Source organism: Trinickia sp. NRRL B-1857 (genome assembly GCF_050470685.1).
Lineage (GTDB): Bacteria > Pseudomonadota > Gammaproteobacteria > Burkholderiales > Burkholderiaceae > Trinickia.
On record NZ_JBFLUK010000011.1, the window covers coordinates 502,589 to 523,062 of the forward strand.

At 63.0% G+C, this 20,474-nt stretch carries 16 protein-coding genes and 1 pseudogene; 6 read left to right on the top strand and 11 right to left on the bottom strand.

All coding sequences use genetic code 11. The features are described from left to right. Positions 1-14 precede the first annotated feature (14 nt). Positions 15-1,103: a calcium:proton antiporter gene (locus tag AB1286_RS23320; RefSeq protein ID WP_430365616.1), complete on the bottom strand. Its 1,089-nt coding sequence runs from the start codon at positions 1,101-1,103 to the stop codon at positions 15-17. A 217-nt stretch (positions 1,104-1,320) separates the two neighbouring features. Here AB1286_RS23320 and AB1286_RS23325 point away from each other — a divergent pair, with 217 nt between their 5' ends. Next, positions 1,321-2,211, top strand: coding sequence for a DUF817 domain-containing protein (locus tag AB1286_RS23325; RefSeq protein WP_430365617.1), 891 nt, complete (start codon positions 1,321-1,323; stop codon positions 2,209-2,211). Here the strand turns inward: AB1286_RS23325 and AB1286_RS23330 are convergent. The 4 genes and pseudogenes from AB1286_RS23330 to AB1286_RS23345 all read right to left on the bottom strand — a co-directional run. Then, positions 2,212-2,412, bottom strand: a pseudogene (locus tag AB1286_RS23330) (4-oxalocrotonate tautomerase); the annotation flags it as partial. A gap of 52 nt (positions 2,413-2,464) precedes the next feature. Further along, on the bottom strand, positions 2,465-3,241 hold the full coding sequence (locus AB1286_RS23335; protein WP_430365618.1) for a class II aldolase/adducin family protein: 777 nt from the start codon (positions 3,239-3,241) through the stop codon (positions 2,465-2,467). A 10-nt stretch (positions 3,242-3,251) separates the two neighbouring features. Next, entirely contained in the window at positions 3,252-4,199 is a 948-nt protein-coding gene (locus AB1286_RS23340; protein WP_430365619.1) for an urea transporter, read from the bottom strand. Positions 4,200-4,304: 105 nt separating this feature from the next. Further along, positions 4,305-5,546 carry an MFS transporter gene (locus tag AB1286_RS23345; RefSeq protein WP_430365620.1) on the bottom strand — a complete coding sequence of 414 codons (1,242 nt, stop codon included), beginning with the start codon at positions 5,544-5,546 and terminating at the stop codon, positions 4,305-4,307. 109 nt (positions 5,547-5,655) lie between these two features. Between AB1286_RS23345 and AB1286_RS23350 the strand changes: the two genes are divergently transcribed. Further along, positions 5,656-6,567, top strand: coding sequence for a LysR family transcriptional regulator (locus tag AB1286_RS23350; protein ID WP_430365621.1), 912 nt, complete (start codon positions 5,656-5,658; stop codon positions 6,565-6,567). 16 nt (positions 6,568-6,583) lie between these two features. On the opposite strand, the gene AB1286_RS23355 is transcribed toward AB1286_RS23350, so the two are convergent. The 5 genes from AB1286_RS23355 to AB1286_RS23375 form a co-directional block, all read right to left on the bottom strand. Next, on the bottom strand, positions 6,584-6,733 hold the full coding sequence (locus AB1286_RS23355; protein WP_430365622.1) for a hypothetical protein: 150 nt from the start codon (positions 6,731-6,733) through the stop codon (positions 6,584-6,586). Positions 6,734-6,976: 243 nt separating this feature from the next. Then, positions 6,977-10,219, bottom strand: a complete 3,243-nt coding sequence (locus AB1286_RS23360) for a hypothetical protein (RefSeq protein ID WP_430365623.1) — start codon at positions 10,217-10,219, stop codon at positions 6,977-6,979. Between the two features lie 174 nt (positions 10,220-10,393). Then, positions 10,394-11,545, bottom strand: a complete 1,152-nt coding sequence (gene serC, locus AB1286_RS23365; protein ID WP_430365624.1) for a 3-phosphoserine/phosphohydroxythreonine transaminase — start codon at positions 11,543-11,545, stop codon at positions 10,394-10,396. 118 nt (positions 11,546-11,663) lie between these two features. Continuing rightward, positions 11,664-13,061, bottom strand: coding sequence for a sensor histidine kinase (locus AB1286_RS23370; protein ID WP_430365625.1), 1,398 nt, complete (start codon positions 13,059-13,061; stop codon positions 11,664-11,666). Next, entirely contained in the window at positions 13,048-13,713 is a 666-nt protein-coding gene (locus tag AB1286_RS23375; RefSeq protein WP_430365626.1) for a response regulator transcription factor, read from the bottom strand. Before AB1286_RS23375 ends, AB1286_RS23370 begins: the two co-directional genes overlap by 14 nt. Before the next feature lie 166 nt (positions 13,714-13,879). Here AB1286_RS23375 and AB1286_RS23380 point away from each other — a divergent pair, with 166 nt between their 5' ends. From AB1286_RS23380 to AB1286_RS23395, 4 genes are all read left to right on the top strand, one after another. After that, positions 13,880-14,932 carry an ABC transporter substrate-binding protein gene (locus tag AB1286_RS23380; RefSeq protein WP_430365627.1) on the top strand — a complete coding sequence of 351 codons (1,053 nt, stop codon included), beginning with the start codon at positions 13,880-13,882 and terminating at the stop codon, positions 14,930-14,932. A 115-nt stretch (positions 14,933-15,047) separates the two neighbouring features. Next, complete coding sequence (locus AB1286_RS23385; protein WP_430365628.1) at positions 15,048-16,307, top strand: MFS transporter; 1,260 nt, start codon at positions 15,048-15,050, stop codon at positions 16,305-16,307. Positions 16,308-16,510: 203 nt separating this feature from the next. Then, positions 16,511-18,373 carry a dihydroxy-acid dehydratase gene (ilvD, locus tag AB1286_RS23390; RefSeq protein ID WP_430365629.1) on the top strand — a complete coding sequence of 621 codons (1,863 nt, stop codon included), beginning with the start codon at positions 16,511-16,513 and terminating at the stop codon, positions 18,371-18,373. Positions 18,374-18,637: 264 nt separating this feature from the next. Then, the gene (locus AB1286_RS23395) at positions 18,638-19,801 is read left to right on the top strand and encodes a Fic family protein (RefSeq protein ID WP_430365630.1); all 1,164 of its coding nucleotides are present in this window, start codon (positions 18,638-18,640) and stop codon (positions 19,799-19,801) included. A gap of 79 nt (positions 19,802-19,880) precedes the next feature. Here the strand turns inward: AB1286_RS23395 and AB1286_RS23400 are convergent, their stop codons facing one another. Further along, positions 19,881-20,393, bottom strand: coding sequence for a hypothetical protein (locus AB1286_RS23400; RefSeq protein ID WP_430365631.1), 513 nt, complete (start codon positions 20,391-20,393; stop codon positions 19,881-19,883). Positions 20,394-20,474: the final 81 nt, after the last annotated feature.

The following is a 20,474-nucleotide window of genomic DNA, read 5'->3' on the forward strand; positions in this document are numbered from 1 at the left end:
TCGCCTGCGCCGCGTCAATGCGTGATCGACAAAAATAGATAAGCGGCGAAAAGCGACAGGTGTACGGCGCCCTGCAATACGGTCGTGCGCCCGGTGCTCAGTGTGAGGCTGCTGATGAACAGCGTGAGCGCCAGCAGCACCGTTTCCATACCGCCGATGCCGAGTTCCAAAGGCCGGCCGGTCCAGATGAAGACGGCGGCGACGGTCGGGATCGTGAGACCGATGCTGGCGAGTGCCGAGCCCAGCGCGAGGTTCATACTCGTTTGCAGCCGATTCTCCCGGGCTGCGCCGACCGCGGCGAGCCCTTCGGGCAGCAAAACGAGCGCGGCGATAACGATACCGACCGTAGCGGCAGGCGCGCCGACAGTCGCGACCCCGCGCTCGACGGCGGGCGACAGCAACTTCGCGAGCAAGACGACGGCGACCAGACTCACGAGCAGGAAGGCGAGGCTCGTCAGCGCGACGCGTCCGCTGGGCGGCGCGGCGGTATGCGCGGTGTCGTCGGTTCCGCCGGAAGATAGAAAGTAGTCGCGATGGCGCACGGTTTGCACGAAGACGAACACGCCATAAAGTACGAGCGAACAGACACCCGCGAACGCGAGCTGCGAGGTGGACAATTGCGGCCCGGGCATCGCGCTCAGATAGTTCGGCATGACGAGCGAGAGCACCGATAGCGCCGCGAGTACGGCGAGCGCCTTGCTTGCACCGCGTCCTTGAAAGTCCTGCTCGCCATGTTTCCAGCCGCCCACGAGCAGGCACAGGCCGACGATGCCGTTGCAAACGATCATGATGGCGGCGAAGACGGTATCGCGCGCGAGCCCTGCTTTCTCGGGACCGGCGGACAACATCACCGAAACGATCAGCGCCACCTCGATCACGGTCACGGCTACCGCGAGCACAAGCGTGCCGAGCGGTTCGCCTACGCGGTGCGCCACGACCTCGGCGTGATGCACGGCCGCGAAGACGCTGCCGGCCAGCGCGGCCGCAACGAAAGCGATCGTGAAGCCTTCGGCGGGGACGACGCGCGATAGCCCGAGAATCAGCCATGCAACGAGCGGGGCCCAGAGCGTCCAGCGCGGGAGTGCGTGCGATGAAGTCGACATGAGGAGGTCCTTGATCGGGGCTGACGCAAGCGGCGATATTATCAGGCGCGGCTCGCCGTCGATTGACGGGTTCGATCCGTGTAGGTTCCCGTTCGCGATATTGCGCAGCGGCAGGTAGTTCGCGGACAATGCTGCGGACATGGGCCGCGGCCGCGTATCCGCGTAAGGACGATAGCTCGGCCGGCTTCCTATCGCTCAACCGATTTACTGCCTACACATGCAACGACAAGCGGCGCCGGGACGCGCGAGCGAATGGCTCGACAGCGTGATCGCCCACCTTCTTTCCGCGAGCAATGAGCGCGGCCGCTTGGGCAATGCGGTTCGCGTATTCCTTGCGTTCGGCATCAAACAAGCGTGGGTCTGCCTATTCGGCGGGCTCATGTTGGCGCTGTTGATCGGCACGCATTTTTGGTATCCGGCGCACGCCGCGCTCCCTCGTTACGATGCACTTACGATCGCGGCGCTGGTCATTCAGATCCTGCTGATCGTGCTGCGGCTCGAGACGTGGGACGAAGTGGCCGTCATTTTGCTATTTCATGCGGCCGGGACCTGCATGGAGTTATTTAAGACGGCGGTCGGATCGTGGGTCTATCCCGAGTTCTCGTATCTTCGAATCGGCGGCGTTCCGCTTTTTAGCGGTTTCATGTATGCGTCGGTCGGCAGCTACATCACGCGCGCGTGCCGAGGGTTCGACCTGCGTTTTTCCCATCATCCGCCGTTTGCCGCCACGGCTGCGCTATCGGCCGGAATCTACGCGAACTTCTTTCTGCATCACTATGCGCCCGACGGCCGTTATGTATTGATCGGCGCGGCGGCGATCCTGTTTCGCCGCAGCTGGGTGTTTTTCGTCATCGGTAAAACGGTGCATCGAATGCCGTTGCTGCTCGCGTTCGTCTTGATCTCCGGCTTCATATGGCTCGCGGAGAACGCGGGCACCTACAGTCACGCGTGGCTCTATCCGAGTCAGATCAACGGTTGGGCGATGGTATCGGTGGCGAAGTGGGGCTCATGGTTCATGCTCACGATCATGAGCTACGTGATGGTGACGCTCGTGAATCGTCCTCGCGAAATCGACGAAGCGTCGCCCAGTGTCGAACTGGCCGGGTGATTACGCCGACGGAGCCGGATCGCACCAGAGGCGTCCGCCTGTCGCCCAGTTTTCGCGTTTGACGTCGATGAGGATGATGTCGACGGAATTGGGCTCGACGCCGAGCGATTCACAGGTGGCTTTTGTAATCGCTTCGACGAATTCACGCTTTTGCTCGACGGTACGGCCTTCGAAGAGTTCGATATGAAAGGTCGGCACGGTGTGTCTCCTTGTTTGATGTGGAGGTTGTTTCGCTCAATGTGAGGCGCGCGCGTCAATCGCTATAAGAGCGGTCGATTCGATCGAGCTTGCGCAGCAGCGCGGGCCACTCGAATTCGCCTTCGATCGCGCCGCCGTCGCGCAACTGCTCGGCCGTACGCGCGGCGATATCGGCGTGAGGCAACGCCAACGGCGTATGGCCGGCTTGGGCTTGAATCTGAATCTCGCAGGCTTTGATGAGCGTGGCCATCAACACATAGGCCTCGGCGACAGTGCGCCCCACGGTCAGGGTGCCGTGGTTGCGCAGCAGCATGGCCGGCTTGTCGCCGAGTGCGTCGACGAGGCGCGTTCCTTCCGCCCGCGAAAACGCGAGCCCTTCGTAGTCGTGATAGGCGAGCTGTCCGTAAAAACGCAGAGCATGCTGAGAAGCGGGAAGCAGGCCGTCGCGTTGGGTCGCGACGGCGATCCCCGATGTATTGTGCAAATGCATGACGCTGAATGCATCGGTCCGCGCCGCATGAATCGCGGCGTGCAACGCGAATCCGGTCGCGTTCACGGGATGCGCGCTTTCGCCGACGATATTGCCGTCGACATCGATCTTGACGAGGTTCGAGGCGCAAACTTCGTCGAATGCCAGGCCGAACGGATTGATCAGGAAGTGGCCCGGCTCGCCGGGTACGCTCGCCGAAATGTGCGTATAGATCAGATCGTCCCAGCCGTTCATCGCGACGAGCCGGTACGCGGCGGCAAGGTCGACGCGGACGCGGCGTTCGTCGTCGGATTGCGCAGCGGCTCGAACCGTACGACCGCTGGGCGTATGAGCGAATGACATATCGTCTCCTTTAGTGCGCGTAGGGCCGCCGGCGTACTCGCGTCAATGCGCGCGCACATAAGCGTACACACCATACCGAGGCTACGAACGGGGCGCTCATCGCCGGCCATCCGCGCTGTGCGGCTGCCTGATGCAATAAGGCCGACAGCATAACAGCGCAAAACGCCCCCACGGGGCCGCCATCGACGAGCGCAATCGCCGCCAACGCACCGTTGAAGCCGGCGGTACCGGCGTGAAGCGCGGAAATCTGCGCGCCGCAGAGCCATTCGATCGCGGTCGATATCGTCGCGCCCAAGATCCCGTAGAGGGCGGCCCGTCGCGATGCGAGCGCGATCCCTATGACGATCAGCAGCCCCGGCAGCACGCCGGAGGCGAAAACGGTTTGCGCTATCGCCGCGCATACGTCGCCCAATCCGTCCAACATGCGAATCGCGGGGCTGGCGCCGGGCCACGTATCGAGCGAAAAGCGAACAGGCGCCGCTTGTGCGTAGCCCTGACCGACGGCGGACGCGCCTGCCGACATTCGTGCGGAGGCACGCAGCATCAGCCAGCCCCACGTCACGATGAGACAAGGACTCGAATAGAGAGCGAAACCGTGGGCGGCGAGCCAGCGCGAGACGGGCAGCGCGAGATAGGTGGCGGCGATCGCCGACAGCAGCGCGACGGCAAGGGCGACGTCGATGTCGTCGATGAGCGTAGCGGCGGCCAGTGCGCACAGCACGCCGTTGAAGGCGTGCAAACCATCGCGTATCGCGATCGAGTCGTAGCCGACGAGTTGGGCGCAAACGTGCGCGGTCACGGCGCCGATCGCCGCCGCGCAAGCGAGCCGCGCGTCGCAAAGCGCGAGCGCCGCCAGGATGCACGCGCCGGTCAGCGCATTGCATTGCAGGACGCTTTGTCCTATGCCGCGCAGCACGGTTCGCAGCGCGGGTGAATCGGTGTCGTGACCAGCTTGCATAGCGTAGAGCCGCCCGGCCATGCGTTGCGGCGAACGGGCGCGGTGTGTGAGTCGCGAGGATAGGCGAGGCGCCGGCCACCCGCCATCCCCGCGGCTTGATACTCGCTATTTGCCGGACGAGGCAGATGAAGTTGAACCGGGGCGCGGCAGCGCGAACGCTTGCGTTCGGCCGGCGGTGCGGAATCGAGCGGTAACGCCGAGCGCCAATGCGCCGCAGAGCAAGCCGGCTGCCGAGAGGCCGCTCCAGCCGTAGCGGGCCGCCACCGCCGTGCCGATCGCCGACCCTACGGCACCGCCGAGAAAGTAGCTGGTCATGAACACCGTATTGAGCCGGCCGCGCGCTTCGGGCAGCAGCGCATATAACCGCGTTTGATTGGCGACGAGATTGGCGCGGCTGCCGAGATCCAACACGACGATGCCGGCCGCCAGCCATCCGACCCAACGGCCGGCGCCGGCGACGAGCGCGAACGCCGCCATGATCGAAACCGCCGCGAGTGCGACGACACGCCGGCCGCCCCATCGATCGGCGAGGCGGCCGGTGGTGGGCGAGGCCAGCATGCCGACCAGCCCGACGAGGCCGAAGAGGCCAGCGACGTCGCTGCCCCAGTGGTAAGGCGCGCGCGCGAGCAACAGCGCGAGCGAACCCCACAAGAGATTGAAAGCGGCGTAGAGGACGAAGCCGGTCAAGCAGGCTTCGCGCAGGAGCGGTTGTTCGCGAAGTAACTTCCCGAGTGAAGCAAGCAAACGAGGATAGGGCAGGCGGGTATTCGCCGCGGTGCGTGGGAGGTGACGCCAAACCAAGGCGATCGGCACAAGCTCGATGAGGGCGGCAACCATGAACGTCGTGCGCCACCCGAAATGCGCCCCGAGCAAGCCGCTTACGGTGCGTGCCAACAACGTACCGGCAAAGAGGCCGCCCATGAGCCGGCCGACGGTTTGGCCGCGCCGCGCGGGATCGGCGAGGCCCGATACGGCCGGGATGACGATTTGAGCGCTCACGGCTGTCAGCCCGAGCATAGTGTTGGCGGCTAACAGCAACGCCAGATGCGTTGCCAGCGCGCATGAGACGAGCGCTGCGATGTTCGCCGTCAGTAGGCACGCGATCAATGCACGACGATCGAGGCGATCGCCGAGTGGACCGAAAAGCAGCAATCCGCAGGCGTAGCCGAATTGAGTCAGCATGGCGATGGCCCCTTGCGCGAAAGAGCCGGAGCCAAAGGAGGCGGCGATGGCGGGCAATAACGGTTGACTGTAATAGAGGCTCGCGACGGCGAAGCCGCACGTCGCCGACAAGGCGAGGACGCTGCGGTCGCCTAGCGGCGCGTGGTCGGGAGAATTGCTCTGCACTGAAGGCCTCCGTGAGCGCGGGCACCATTGCCACGACGCGATGCTAGGTGCGCCGTCGCACCGGAGGAATGCGCGGCGATGCGGAATCGTTTTGCGTAAAATGCAAAACATGACTTCCGTTCCCTACGCTGAATTTTTGCCGACGTTCATTGCCGTGGCGCGAGCGGGCAGCTTCTCATCCGTGGCCACGAGACAAGGCGTGGCGCCGTCATCAGTCTCTCGTCAGATCGACGCGTTGGAGCTGGAGCTCGGAACCCGGCTCTTCATGCGTTCCACGCAAGGCCTGGCATTGACGGACGCCGGCGAGTTGCTGCTTACACGTGCGCCGGCGGTACTCGATGAACTCGTCGACTTACGTGCCGAGGTGGCCGCGTTGAGCGACGTGCCGCGCGGCGTGTTGCGCGTGGCCTGTTTTCCGACGTTCGGCCGTCATCATGTCCTGCCGTTGCTGCCGCGATTGCTCGAGCAATATCCCGAGTTGCGGGTGGAGTTGGATTTCACCGAGCGCTTGGCGGATCCGGTGCGAGAGCGGCTCGACGGCGTGATCCGTATCGGTCCCCTTAAGGACAGCCGTCTATATGCGCAGCGTTTGGGTACGCAGCGCTGGTCGATTTGCGCGAGCCCGGATTATCTGCGCGCGAACGGGCATCCAACGACGACGGCCGAACTCGCCGGGCATCGGTTATTGGACAAACGGAGCGATCCGGAGGGTTTGGGCTGGCGCGGATTGCGCGCGGCGGGATGGATTCCGGCGGACGCTGCCGACAATGCGTTGACGTGCGACGACTTCGAAACGCTATTGCAGGCTGCGGTGGCAGGCTTGGGTCTAGCGTACCTGCCGACTTGGGTCACGAACGGCGCGACGGCCGGCTCGTGCCTGACGACGGTATTCGACGATCCGGCGGGGCGTCGCGACGACGTGCATTTGCTGCGGGCGCTGCGCACGCCGCCCGCCAAGCTGGCGGTGTTCGCGCACGCGCTGAGCGGGATCGAGCCGTTGCGCGATCCGGCCCTGGCTTAAATCGCGGCGAGAGGCGTTATTCGACGATCGGCGAGCGTGCCGGGCGGCGTTCGACTTCGACCGTTACACGGGCGCGCTCGAGACGCGGGCTTGCGCCGCGGATAAACAGGGCGGCGCAAGTGGCGACCAAGGCCCAGATCGGAATAATGACGGCCAACGTGCTCATGCCAATCTCCTGAGAAGTCGAGAACTTCGACTGGGCTGTCGGACTTTGAAGCCGGTCAGCGAGTCGATGATTGGCAGTATGCGTCGCGGACGCCGAATCCGATTGGGCGAAATGAAACGGATTTCCGGGCTAATCCAAGTAATGGGATTGCCCGCCGAACGAATCGCGGGCAAATCGCGTGCCTTTCGGACGGAATGGATCGGCCCCGCGCGGCCGATCCGACCCCATGCGTAACCGAGCCGCTTAGAACCTCACGGGCGGCATGACGCCGTACTGGAGCAACGCGTCGTCGAACTGCTGGGCGGCCTTGGACATCGGTTCTTTCTGCCAGAGCCCATCGCCGGCTTTAAGGGCGCTGGCGATCGCGTCGGCTTGATGCGGCGTCAGCGAGTTGAGCCAATTCACCATCTCTTGTTGCGTGGCATTGCCGTACTTGAAGTACTGGGTGATAAAGGGACCGGCGCTCGGCGGCGAGCCATCGAAGGAGGTGGCATGCTTGGCCAATTGTTCGGCCACGTCGGGGTGCACGCCGATCGAGATCAGCGCTTGTTTGTCGTCGCCGTCGTGGGTGTGCGAATTCTCATAGGCTTCAGCCGACGTCACGAGCAACGCGGCGACCGCCACCGTCGGTCCGCCGATGAGGTCCCACGCGTCGCCGCTCAAGCCGAGCACGGTTGCCCCTTCGGGCAACTCCGCCGCATCGATGCCCGAGCCCGTCAGCAACGTCGCATACCCTGCCGAATTCAGCAGTTCGCCCACGCCTTGAATCGGCTTGCCCTTACTGAAGTCGTCGACGGCTTCGGTGATGCCGAGAATGGCCGATGCCAAGTCCGACGTGTCTTGCAGCAGGAATCTCGTCGACAACTTTAGCGTCGAGCGCGCACCGGCCGAGATATCGAGGCTGTCGATACTTTCGGACAGGCTCGCGTAGCTCTTTGCCAGCGGTGTCTCGCCGGAGTCCGGGCGCAGCGACGGCAGTTTGCCGGCGGGGATGCCGGCCGAGAGCGCATAGGACACGCCGCCCAGTTCTTGCCGAATCGCCGACGCGCCGTTTTGCAGCGCCGAGAAAAGGCCGCCCGACGACGCTTCGCCGAGCGAATAGGCCGCGTTCTGGAAATACAGCTCGGCACCGAGCGTCTTGTTCGCCCGCTTCCAGACCGAGAGCGCCATCTTCGCCCCGCTCGGAGAGAGCACGCTATCGGCCCCGTCCGCCGCGAGCGAACCGATCAGGTGCTTGCCGATCTGCTCGTACACTTTGCGCATCGACCGCTGTAGCCATAGCGTGTTCGTGGGCTCTTGCTGGGCGTCGGGGCTGACGATGCCGAGGCTCGCGGCCGAATGCAGCGCCGCGACGACGTTCGACGAATCCGATACCGACCACATGTATTGGCCGCTTTGCATCGACTTCGGGATGTCGGTATCGAAACCCTGAACGCCTTTGAGCTCGCCCCCATAGGTGGTCAGGGCCGCTTGGATGCCGTCCGCCGCTTCTTGCAGGGCCGGAATGCCGGCGGAATCGTCCTCGAATTGTTTGGCCGCCTTCGGGTTTGCCGCGAACAATTTCGCGATCAAGGCGCTTTGTTCGGCCGGCGTGCCGGCTCCGCCCCAATTCGCGAGCGGCTCGCTGGCGAACGCGCCGTCGCTCGATAGTTTGTCTTTGAGCGATTTGACGTCCGATGCGAAGCCGTCGAGCCCTTGCCGTGCCCCGTCGAGCACGCAGCTCGCATAGAAATCGTTGCGATAGAGCCGGGCTTGCGCGCCGACCGCGAACGCGAGCGCGACGTTGCCTTGACGGCCGGCATCGGCGAACACTTGCCGGGAAAACTGGACGTTCTGAAAGACGTCTTGGCCCGAATCGGGTGGGACGCCATCGGCTTGCGCGACGATGTACGTGGCGATCCGATCGACCGCCGCCTTGCCGGCGCCGTTCGTTCCTTGATCGCTTTCGATCGCATGCTGACACGCGGCGGACAGCGACTTCAAGACATCGGTCGGCCGATTCGGTCCGTTGCCTTGCCACGATGCGGTGTCGCGTAGCGCGTGTTGGACGACGTTTTGCACGCGCGTGTCGGCCATGATCGCGCTGACCTGGCCGATCGTTGCCGTCTGCGGATCGGTGACGTTTGCCAGCGTTTGCATCGCGCTAGCCGCGCCGTGCTGCTTGTACGCATCGACGACCGCTTGCGAGGGGCGATCGATGAGGACCGTGCGCTTGGCATCGTCGATTCCGCTTTGCACGGCCGCCGCGAAACGCGGATCGCCGCCCGCGTAGGTCAGATAGACGCTGGCGCGCGCGGTGATGTCGCCCAACGCTTGCGAGCCTTGATCGGTGCCCGCTGTCGCGACGATTTGATCGTGCACGAGCTTGCGCACGCCGTTCATGTCGCCCGATGCCGCGGCGGCATCGATCTTGCCGAGTTGATCGGACGTGCGGCCTTGCGAAGCCAGCGTGTTTTGCAGCATGCCGGCGGCATTGTCGACTGCGCCTTGATATGCCTTGTCTTGCGGCGCGCGACCGCGCAACGTCGAGGCGAGCTGATCGACGTTCGGCACCGATTGCTGCGTCGACGCGTAGAGCAGTTCCTGGTAGACGCTGGCCGTCAGCTCGCTCGACGCATTCGCGCGATCCTTCGCCGGCCCTTGTTCGATGGCTTGCAATTGCGTTCGTTGCTGCTCCAGATAGGCGAGGCGCGTCGAATTGAGTACGACGACGGTTTGGCCGACAGGAAGGTGATAGACATCGCTCGGCGCATTCGCCGGACGATCGCCGAACGGCTTGCGATCGAGCGACGGCGTGGCTGCGAGATTGGCGTCGAGCAGCGCCGTATCGTCGGTCAGATTGGGTTGATCGAAAACGTGTTGATCGCGCAGGACATCGTAGGCGCTGCCACCCGTGCTCAGGTTGAAGCGGCTGATGCCGAGTTCGTTCGCGCCCGGTGCGAACAGGCCCACGGCGGCGCGAGCGGTCGGATCGGACGTCGTCGGAGCGTCGCCCGTCGTGAGCGCCGGCAAGGGACCCGGGACCTCATAGAGCGGCTCGTCCGTTTGCCAGAAAGCGCCCTTCGTGCTGCCCGACACATTGCCGACCGTCAGCTCGCCGTTCGTCTGGATCGTCAATGCGGCCCCAGCGTGTCCGTTCGTCTTCGTGCTCCAGACGTCGTTCTTGCCGGCAACGCACAGCGTATCCGGGTCGGTCTTGTAGAGCACGAGGTTGCCGTCTTGCTGCATGTACGCAACGGTCGCCCCCGAATGCGCGCTCTTGCTCACCCATACCGCGACGTTCGTCTTGAGGTCGTATTCCACGAGATTGCCGTCGCGCTGCATCGTGAGTTCGAACCGGCCGTCGGCCGATCGAATCGATTGACCGGCTGTGAGTTTTTGGCCGGCCTTCAATTGGAATGCAGGCGGCTGCGCGGGCGGCGTGGGGGCGGGTTGTTGCGGTTGTGTGGAGGGGGGACTGCCGGCGCCGTCGATTCTGAATTGCATAGTCGCTCATCGAAGAGATCGGGAGCGTTTAGCGTCCCATTCGCAAATGACGACGGCATGTCAGCGCGAACGGGATTGGTTAGGATGACTTACGAACCGTCGTAGATTTCGCGTTATTTATTTCGATTTCTACGAGGCATCGTATGCAGGGGGCTGTGCCGGATCCGGAAAAGGTCAAGCGCGTTGCAAAGCGAATTCGATCAGCGTCTCGCAGAGCGTTTCGACGGCCTGCGGCGTGACGGCGTTGTAGAGCGACGCACGCAACCCGCGCAACGAGCGATGACCTTCGAGTCCTCGCATGCCGCGCGCTTCGGCGATATCGAGGAATGCGCGATCGAGCCGGGCGTCGCCGAACGTGAAGGCCACATTCATCCGCGAGCGCCAGGGCCGCCTGGCATGAATCGTTACCGCATCGCCCATTTCATCGAGCACGGCGTACAAGTGCTCGGCTTTGTCTTCGTTGATACGCTGGATCTTTTCAAGCCCGCCGATATCGTTGCGTAGCCATCGCGTGACGAGCGTCAGGACGTAGATCGCAAACACGGGGGGCGTGTTGTAGTTCGAGCCGTGCGCGATCTGCGTACGGAAATCGAGAATGTGCGGCATGCTGCCGGGAATCCGCGTCAGCAGTTCTCGATCGATGACCGCGACCGTTACCCCGGCCGCGCCGAGATTTTTTTGCGCGTGCGCGTAGATCATCCCGAAGCGCTCCGGGACGATCGGCTTCGAAAGAAAATCGGACGACATATCCGCGATTAACGGTACAGTCGATGCGTGTGCCGGTGCGGCGAACTGCAAACCCTCGATGGTCTCGTTCGATACGTAATGGAGATAGGCCGCGCGCGGATCGACGTCGAGCTGCTCGAGCACGGGCAATTCGCGAAAGCCGGAGCGTTGCCCGTCCCAAGCGATGCGATGGGCGGCGGCGCGGCCCGCTTCGGCGGACGCGCGCGCGCTCCAGTAGCCCGAGATGACATACTCGGGCGGCGCGAAGGCCGGCGTAGCGAAGTTCATCGGCACGGTCGCGAAGAGCAGGCTGCTGCCGCCTTGCAGAAAGGAAACGCCGTAGCGATCGGATAAACCAAGCAACGCACGAATGTTGCGCTCGGCTTCGTCCAGGATCGAAAGAAACCAGTCCGATCGATGGCTCATGCCGAGCACGGAGACGCCCGTCTCGGGTAATTCGACGATCGCGTCGCGTACTTGCGCCAATACGGTAGCGGGCAGCGCGCCGGGGCCGGCGGAGAAATTCAGGGTGTTGGGGTGCGGCATGGCCATCCGGTCGCGCTGGCGGTAGTGAATGGCCTTCAGCGTATCAAAGCACATCCGAAACCGACCGGACGAGATGACGGGCAAAGAGGCGTCAATTCCCGCAAACGAACTTAAGCCAAGCTAATGGATCGTTCTGCCCCTTGAATTACTGCGGAATCCTGCCCACGCCGATTCATCGCGAGGGCAACGATGGAAAAGCCAGTGTGACGGCGAACCCTCCTGCCGCCGGTAGAGCAAAGCGGATGTTGCCGCCGTGCGCCTTCACGACCTCTTGGACGATCGCGAGACCCAATCCGGACCCCGTGCGCGGCGCTGCATTTTCTTGACCCAATCGTTCGAACGGACGCAGCGCGGCCTCCCAATGCTCGGGCGCGATGCCGGGACCGTTGTCGGTCACGGTTAGCGTGACGGCGGTATCCGTGGTTACGATCGATACGACGATATCGTCGGCCTTCCCGTGTAGCAATGCATTGTGCAGCACGTTCGACAACGCTTCTTGCAAGCCGATCGGATCGCCGGAGATATAGGCGTGCGGTGCATCGGTCGCAAATGCGACTGTGACGTCGCGGTCGTCCGCGAGCGGAATGGTGCGCCCGAGCGCTTCCTTGGCGAGCGGCACTAAGTCCACGGGCTGGAGCGCGACGGCCTGCGTCCGATGCGTGACCATCGCGTGATTGAGCAACTGACCCGTAACCCGGCCTACATCGGCGCACGTCGTGCGCAGCGCGTCGAGCCCCGTGGCTAAGCGGGCCGGATCGTGTTCGTCGTCGAGTAGTTCGATCTGGGCGTCGAGCCGCGCGAGCGGCGTGCGCATCTGGTGCGCGGCGTCGGCGATAAAGCGCTGCATCGCCGTCATGCGCTCGGCAAGCCGCCCGATCAAACCGTTGATCGCGCCGATGATCGCGGCGATTTCACTCGGCGTCTCGGCTGCCACGGGACGCAGATCGGCCGGGTCGCGTGCGGCGATGATCGTTTCGATGCGTGCCAGCGGGCGCAGCCCTCGGCGAATTGCGAGTCCGCTCGCCCCGATCGCGAGGATGCTCATGAGCAAGATGAGCGTCCATACCTTGAAGCTCATCTCGTTCGTGAGCTGCTGCCGGGCGTGCGTGGTTTGGGCGACCGTGACGATCGCCCAGCCGGGCGTGTGTTCCTCGGGCAAGTAACGCGCGAGAAAGCCCAGGCGAATCGGCTGCCCCTGATAGGTGGCATCGGCGAATTGCGGGCCGTTGCGTGCGGCAAGGCGGCTCGTGGGATCCGGAAGATCGGGGTAGCCCGCGACCACGACGCCGCGCGAATCGACGACCTTGTAATAGACGAGGTCGTAGCGCGAAAGCGTGGAGAGCGCCGCGACGGGCAGGTTCAAGGCGAGCACGCCGCCTTGCACATAGAGGTCCTCGGCGACTTGGATGGTGGCGCCCGCCAGCAGTTGATCGTAGGCGCGTTGCGAAGCCACGCCGGCGTAATAGCGGGCGATACCGGCGAGCGCGACGGCCCCGGACACGACGATCAACGCGATAAAGAGGAGCGTGCGTCCGAAGAGGGTTTTCGGAAACCAGTTAAAGCGTTGCAATCTGGTACCCCATGCCGCGCGCCGTCCGGATCTCGACCGAACTGCCTTGCAGCTTTTTGCGGACCCGCGTGACGTATTGTTCGACGGCGTTAGTTGTCGGCTCGTTGCCCAAGCTGAACAATTGGTTCAGCAGCTCTTCCTTCGAGAAGATCCGTTGCGGACGGCTGGCCAAAATTTCGAGCAGCGCGAATTCTTGCCGAGAGAGCGAAAGCGGCTTGCCGTCGAGTTCGACGAGACGGCTGCTGCGGTCGATCGCCAGCGCGCCGACCTGCAAGATATTGCTTGCGTGGCCCGTATTACGGCGCAAGAGCGTTTGCACCCGCGCTTCGAGCTCGCGGTAGTCGAACGGCTTGACGAGATAGTCGTCGGCGCCGAGACCCAGCCCGCTCACGCGATCGTCGATCGCGGAGCGTGCCGTCACGAGCAACACCGGCGTTATGCAGCCGGCGGCGCGCAAGTTGCGCAAGATCGTAAAGCCGTCCATCGTCGGCAACATCACATCGAGCACGACCAAATCGAAACGCTCCACGCTCAATAGGGAGTTTGCCGTGGCGCCGTCCGTTTCCAGATCCACCGCATGCCCCAGGCGCGTCAAGCGGGCGCGGATTGCGGCGCCGATCTGAGCATCGTCCTCTACCACCAAAATACGCATAATGCTGTTCCCACGGATGTGTGCGCTCTTGCCCAGCCCCTCGATCTCGTTCGCCGCATTAGGGGTTTTCCCGGGGAGCCGATGTCAGCATTTTCTCAGACTCGCTCGATAACCTTGTCGATCATGACGGCGCGAGCGCCGCACGGAAATTAGAGGAGACGATACGATGCAGCACGAGGGGGGCCGCGGGCGCGGCGGCTCGAGCAAGCCTTCGCCTCGCCGTCGCGCGCTGATGGCGGCCGGTCTCGGCGCCTTGTTCTCGCCGGCGCTGGCGTTGAGCCGCGACCGCGCGGTACGTATCTCGAAGGGTTATGGCCTCCTGTATCTGCCGTTGCTCGTGATGGAGCGGCAGGGATTGTTCGAACGCCACGCGGCGCGCTTGGGCATCCGCGACCTGCGTGTCGATTGGGTGCTGCTCGATGGCGGCAATTCGATCGACGATGCGATGATGGCCGGCTCGCTCGATTTTGCGGCGGCCGGCGCGCCGGGCTTCATCGAATTGTGGGCGCGCTCGCGCGGAATTCCGAACGTCGAAGTTATCGGCATCAGCGGGCTTTCGACGACGTCGCTCTCGCTGAATACGAACCGGCCGCACGTCAAAACGCTCGGCGATTTCACGCCGTCCGACCGCATCGCGGTGCCGGGGATTCATACCTCGCTATCGGCCGTCGTGCTGCAAATGCTCGCGAGCAAGCTGCTCGGGCCGTCGCATTTCGCTCGACTCGACTCGATCACCGTCAATTTGCCCCATCCGCAGGCGATGCAGGCACTGATCCGCCGCGAGGGGGGAATTACCGCGCATTTCGGCTCGCCGCCGTTTTCGACGCTCGAATTGCGCGAGCCGGGGATCCATCGCGTCGCCGACTCGCTCGATGTGTTGGGTCCGTTGACGCTCGATGTCGTATTCGCGCCCAAGCGGATCGTCGATGCGCAGCCGGTCCTGGCTCGTGCGTTCATTGCCGCGCTCGACGAGGCGAACCGCATGATTGCGCGCGACCCTGTTTCCGCGGCGCAGGTCTACGTGGCCGCTTCGAACCTCGGCTTGTCGCGAGAGGGCGTGATGCAAATGCTGGCGGCACCTCAGACACGTTTCTCGATCCACCCGGGCCAAATGATGGATTTCGTCGACTTTTTGTATCGCGTCGGCACGATCAAAGCGAGGCCTCTCACCTGGAATGAAATGTTCGTCGCCGAACTGGGCGAATTCCAGACGCCTTAGCAAGTAGGCGTCGCAGCCGGCGCTCATTGGCAAATCAAGCATGGCAGTCAATTAGGAGTACTAAGTGAACCAAAGCACAACGATTGAACCTCAATCCGCGCAGGAACGGGCGGTCATGTCGAAGATGGCTCGGCGCTTGCTGCCGATCCTCGTCGTGATGTTCCTGATCGCATTCATCGATCGGCAAAACGTCGGCTTCGCGAAGCTACAGATGGTGCATAGCCTTCATATGAGCGAAGCTGCCTTCGGTCTCGCCTCTTCCTTGTTTTTCATCGGCTATCTGCTTTTCGAAGTGCCGAGCACGCTGGCGTTGCATCGATTCGGTGCGCGTTTGTGGCTCGCTCGCATCATGCTTACGTGGGGTGCGATTACCGTATTGATGGGTTTTACGACGTCGATGCAGGCGTTCTGCGGCCTTCGCTTCGCCCTCGGGGTGGCGGAAGCGGGTTTCTATCCCGGCGTCATCTACTACCTCACGCTCTGGTTTCCGCAAAGCTACCGCGCGCGCGTGCTTGGTATCTTCACCCTTGGTAGCGCGCTGGCGAACATGCTCGGCTCGCTGGTGGGCGGATGGCTGTTGAGTTTGAACGGTGTATTAGGACTCGCGGGTTGGCAATGGGTCTTCATCGCGACCGGGTTGCCCGCCGTGTTGGTCGCCGTGACCGTGTTCAAGGTGTTGCCGGCGTCCTATCGGGAAGCGCGTTTCTTGAGCGAGAAAGAAAAGCAACTCGTCGCCGCGGCGCTCGAGCGCGAAAAACCCGAGCACGCGGAACATACCCAGCCCTGGAAGGCGCTGCTCGACCCGCGTGTCATGCTGTTTGCCGCGACGTATATGTTGATGTCCACGTCGCTGTACGGCGTGACCTATTGGCTGCCGACGCTCGTCAAGTCGTTCGGCGTATCGAGCACGACGAACGGCTTGTTGAGCATGCTGCCGTGGGCTCTGTCGGTCCTGCTTCTGATTTATCTGCCGGCGAAGCTGCGCCGAGCGAAGAGCATTTTGCGAGCCATCGCCATCGTTGCGGCTTGCGGCGTGATCGGCTTTTTGTTGAGCCTCGTCTTGCCGTCGACGCCGCTTCGCTTCGTCGCGCTTGTCCTTGGCGGCGCCTGCATTCCTCTGCTTTATCCGTGTTTCTGGTCCATGCCGCCGCGTTACTTCACGGGGGCTCGCGCTGCTGCGAGCGTGGCCGCGATCAACTCGATCGGCAACTTGGGCGGCTTCTTCGGGCAAAACCTGATGCCGTTGGCCGGCAAGGTCACCGGCTCCGCGTTCGGTCCGATGATTGTGCCGATCGTCTGCCTTGCGATACTGGGCTTGGGCGCGGGCGTGGCATGGCTGCGCTCGGAGCGGGCCATCGCGGCTGTCCCTGCGTGATATTTATAACGACTTAGTTTCGTAGAAAAAATATATTGGACGTCTTACCGATAATCTTTCAGTATTTCGGCATCCAAGATGCATCCCGTGCGGGCAAGCGCCGGTTTCAGCCCGCGCCGGGATGCCGTTGGGTCCCGCCACGTCGATTCGAGCGGGGCTTAACGACACACTAAATGTCGACGACCGCAATACCTGAGGATTAGATGCCCAATTACCGCTCACGCACTTCGACGCACGGCCGCAACATGGCCGGCGCCCGCGCCTTGTGGCGCGCCACGGGGATGAAGGACGACGATTTCGGCAAGCCGATTATCGCTGTCGTGAATTCGTTCACGCAGTTCGTGCCGGGGCACGTCCATTTGCGCGATTTGGGTGCGCTGGTGGCGAAGGAAATCGAGGCGGCGGGCGGTGTCGCCAAGGAATTCAATACGATCGCCGTCGATGACGGGATCGCCATGGGTCACGGCGGCATGCTCTATTCGCTGCCGTCGCGCGAATTGATTGCCGATTCGGTCGAGTACATGGTCAACGCGCATTGCGCGGATGCGATGGTCTGCATCTCCAATTGCGACAAGATCACGCCGGGCATGTTGATGGCCGCGATGCGCTTGAACATTCCGGTGGTGTTCGTCTCCGGCGGCCCGATGGAAGCGGGCAAGGTGAAGTCGCCGAGCGACGGCCAAGTGATCGCGAAGATCGATTTGATCGATGCCATGATCAAGGCGGCGGATCCGAAGGTCAGCGACGCCGAAGTGGCTGAAGTGGAACGCAGCGCCTGCCCGACGTGCGGTTCGTGCTCGGGCATGTTCACGGCGAATTCGATGAACTGCTTGACGGAGGCGATCGGCCTTGCATTGCCCGGCAACGGCACGATCGTGGCCACGCATGCTTGGCGCAAGGGTTTGTTCGAGCAGGCCGGCCGCCTGATCGTCGATTTGTGCCGCCGCTACTACCAGGAAGAAGACGCCTCGGTGCTGCCGCGCAATATCGCGACCAAGCGTGCTTTCGAAAACGCGATGGCGCTCGACGTCGCCATGGGCGGTTCGACGAACACCGTCCTGCACTTGCTCGCCGCTGCGCAGGAAGCGGGCGCCGATTTCACGATGGCCGACATCGATCGCATTTCGCGCAAGGTGCCGTGCTTGTGCAAAGTGGCTCCGGCGACAGACAAATACCATATCGAGGACGTGCATCGTGCCGGCGGCATCATGGGCATCCTCGGCGAACTGGCTCGCGCCGATTTGCTGGATCTGTCGTGCGGCAACGTGCATAGCGGCACGCTGGGCGAGGCGCTGGCTCAATGGGACGTCAAGGGCGGCGCCGGCGAAGCCGCGCAAAAGTTCTACCGCGCCGCACCGGGCGGCATTCCGACGACGGTCGCGTTCAGTCAAGAGGCCATCTACGAGGCGCTCGACGCTGATCGCGAAAAGGGTTGTATTCGCGACAAGGCGCATGCCTATTCGAAGGACGGCGGTCTGGCAGTGCTGTACGGCAACCTGGCGGAGAAGGGTTGTATCGTGAAGACGGCTGGTGTCGACGAATCGCAGTGGGTGTTTTCGGGGCGCGCACGCGTGTTCGAAAGCCAGGACGCGGCGGTGGAGGCGATTCTCGGCGACCAAGTCGTGCCCGGCGATGTCGTCGTGATCCGCTACGAAGGGCCGAAGGGCGGCCCGGGTATGCAGGAGATGCTGTATCCCACGTCGTATCTGAAGTCGAAGGGACTCGGCAAGACCTGCGCGTTGTTTACGGACGGCCGGTTCTCGGGCGGTTCGTCGGGGCTCGTGATTGGGCATGCGTCGCCCGAAGCGGCGGAAGGCGGCACGATCGGGCTGGTGCAAGAGGGCGATCTGATCGAGATCGACATTCCGCAGCGCAAAATGCACTTGGCGGTCGGCGACGACGAACTCGCGCGCCGTCGCGCGGCGATGGAAGCGCGCGGCGATGCGGCTTGGCAGCCGGCGAATCGTGAACGCGTCGTGTCGCAGGCGTTGCAGGCGTATGCCGCGCTGGCAACCTCGGCCGATCGTGGCGCGGTGCGCGATATTTCGCAGCTCAAGCGCAAGTAATCGGGATCGGGATCGCTGTCACTGAGCGGAGCTGTTGATCCGGGTAGAAGCGGTTTCGATGCTAAGCAAAACCCCCTGTGAGCGGATGACTCACCGGGGGTTTTTTCATGGTGCGGGGGATTGCGATCGGAGCTCCGGCAATATTCGACTCATAACTTGAGTCGAATATCTCCTCAATCGACTCAGGGTTCGATATACTTATTCAACTCATAAAATGAGTCGAATAGGCTCGCTAATCGACTCAGCGGACACCTGGGTGACACGATGTCGACGAACATACCGTTAATCTGGCAAGCCCCGGCGTGGCCGGCGATGCACTACGACCCGGTTCGCTTGGCCGGCGAGTTGGCACGTGCGCACCGCGCTCAGGGTGTGGTCGAAGGCAAGCTGGCCGGCCTGGGCTTCGAACAGCGGCTCGAGCTGGCTGCGGAGGCATGGAGCCAAGAAGCGGTTGCGACGGCCGCGATCGAAGGTGAGCGTATCGAGCTGGCCGCGGTTCGTTCCTCCGTCGCGCGACGATTAGGCGTGGGCGAACAAAACGGTCCCGATGCGCCCCGGAGCGTGGAAGGGCTGCTCGATGTTATGGACGACGCTGTACGCGAGCGAGAAACACCGCTCACGCACGAGCGCATCTATGCATGGCAGGCCGCGCTTTTTCCCACCGGCTACTCGGGCATGACGAAGATTCTCGTCGGGGCTTATCGCCGGCATACCGAACCCATGCAAATCGTAAGCGGGCGATTCGGACGCGAGACGGTTCATTATGAGACCCCACCATCCGAGCGCGTGCTGGATGAAATGGACACCTTCCTGGCATGGTTCAATGCCGTGACAGAGCACGATAGTCTTGTTAAGGCAGCGCTCGCTCACCTCTGGTTCGAATCGATTCACCCGTTCGAGGACGGCAACGGTCGCATCGGCCGGGCGCTCATCGATCTCGTTCTTGCGCGCGAGAGTGGCGACGTTAGCCGTCTGATTGGAACTTCGCAGCGCTTGCTCGATACGAGAGCCGAATACTACGCGCAGCTCGAGCGTGCACAGCATGGCGACTTGGACGTGACCGAATGGGTTCTATGGTTCGTGCAGCAGGTAAGGGCTTCTTGCGAGGAGGCGTCCGACGCTATCGATGCCGCGCTTGCGAAAGCGCTGTTCTGGGCGAACCATCGCGATAAAGTGCTCACGGCTCGGCAGCGTAAGGTTGTCAACGTGCTGCTCGATGCCGGGCCTGGGGGATTTGAAGGCGGTATGAGCACTAAGAAGTACGAGAGCATCGGCGGCACATCGCGCGCAACGGCCTCGCGCGAGCTCATCGAACTCGAGGAGATGGCGGTGCTATGCCGAATCGGTGGGGGGCGCTCGACTCGCTATTACTTGAATATCGAGGGATGGGGACCTGCGGAGCCGACGCTCGAACAGCCGTCTGATTAGGACGACGGTACGAACGGGTTGCATCGACAATGCATTCCCCAACCTACCGACCTGGGCAGGTCCCTGAAACTTCCGATCGTTAGGCCTTGATCCCGGCAGGCTTCGTGGGCGCGGCGGCCGGCGGCGCAGTGCGCTGCGCGGGCACCACGACGACGACTGGTTCGGGCATGGTCCACATCGGCGCGGCGAACACGACGGTGCGTTGGCTCGGCACGGCAAGCGTGCTCGCGAATGCCGCTTGTTGAAGTGCAAGCATTTGTTGCTGCATCGCCATCATTTGCGCTTGCGCCATTCGCATCTGATATTGCATCGCACGCATTTGCTGCAAGGCGAGGGCCGGGGGCATGCCGCCCGTGCTCGATTGCATCTGGAAGCTTGCACCGCCTTGCGGGCTATGCCAACTCCATGTGCTGACCTTCATCGGTCCGGCGGCGGTTTGGACGACGTGCGTTTCGGCCTTTACCGGTACGGCTTGGCCATTGACATTGACGAACATGGGCTGTGCGGCGGTTTGGGCGCTCGGCTGACCCGCTAACGCGAGTACGGGAATCAGCGCCAGTGCGCCGGCCACCATATACGAACGAAATCGCATATTCGACTCTCCATCGATCGATAGGGCTCGAACAATCAACTAGGGAAGAGGGTGGCTCCGGGAGGGAGCCGTGGGGAACTA

What these genes read in the sequence shown, in the direction of transcription:
- AB1286_RS23320 (WP_430365616.1), bottom strand. Translation starts at nt 1,103, where the DNA reads ATGTCGACTTCATCGCACGCACTCCCGCGCTGGACGCTCTGGGCCCCG.
- AB1286_RS23325 (WP_430365617.1), top strand. Translation starts at nt 1,321, where the DNA reads ATGCAACGACAAGCGGCGCCGGGACGCGCGAGCGAATGGCTCGACAGC.
- AB1286_RS23335 (WP_430365618.1), bottom strand. Translation starts at nt 3,241, where the DNA reads ATGTCATTCGCTCATACGCCCAGCGGTCGTACGGTTCGAGCCGCTGCG.
- AB1286_RS23340 (WP_430365619.1), bottom strand. Translation starts at nt 4,199, where the DNA reads ATGCAAGCTGGTCACGACACCGATTCACCCGCGCTGCGAACCGTGCTG.
- AB1286_RS23350 (WP_430365621.1), top strand. Translation starts at nt 5,656, where the DNA reads ATGACTTCCGTTCCCTACGCTGAATTTTTGCCGACGTTCATTGCCGTG.
- AB1286_RS23355 (WP_430365622.1), bottom strand. Translation starts at nt 6,733, where the DNA reads ATGAGCACGTTGGCCGTCATTATTCCGATCTGGGCCTTGGTCGCCACT.
- AB1286_RS23360 (WP_430365623.1), bottom strand. Translation starts at nt 10,219, where the DNA reads ATGCAATTCAGAATCGACGGCGCCGGCAGTCCCCCCTCCACACAACCG.
- serC (WP_430365624.1), bottom strand. Translation starts at nt 11,545, where the DNA reads ATGTGCTTTGATACGCTGAAGGCCATTCACTACCGCCAGCGCGACCGG.
- AB1286_RS23375 (WP_430365626.1), bottom strand. Translation starts at nt 13,713, where the DNA reads ATGCGTATTTTGGTGGTAGAGGACGATGCTCAGATCGGCGCCGCAATC.
- AB1286_RS23380 (WP_430365627.1), top strand. Translation starts at nt 13,880, where the DNA reads ATGCAGCACGAGGGGGGCCGCGGGCGCGGCGGCTCGAGCAAGCCTTCG.
- AB1286_RS23385 (WP_430365628.1), top strand. Translation starts at nt 15,048, where the DNA reads ATGTCGAAGATGGCTCGGCGCTTGCTGCCGATCCTCGTCGTGATGTTC.
- ilvD (WP_430365629.1), top strand. Translation starts at nt 16,511, where the DNA reads ATGCCCAATTACCGCTCACGCACTTCGACGCACGGCCGCAACATGGCC.
- AB1286_RS23395 (WP_430365630.1), top strand. Translation starts at nt 18,638, where the DNA reads ATGTCGACGAACATACCGTTAATCTGGCAAGCCCCGGCGTGGCCGGCG.
- AB1286_RS23400 (WP_430365631.1), bottom strand. Translation starts at nt 20,393, where the DNA reads ATGCGATTTCGTTCGTATATGGTGGCCGGCGCACTGGCGCTGATTCCC.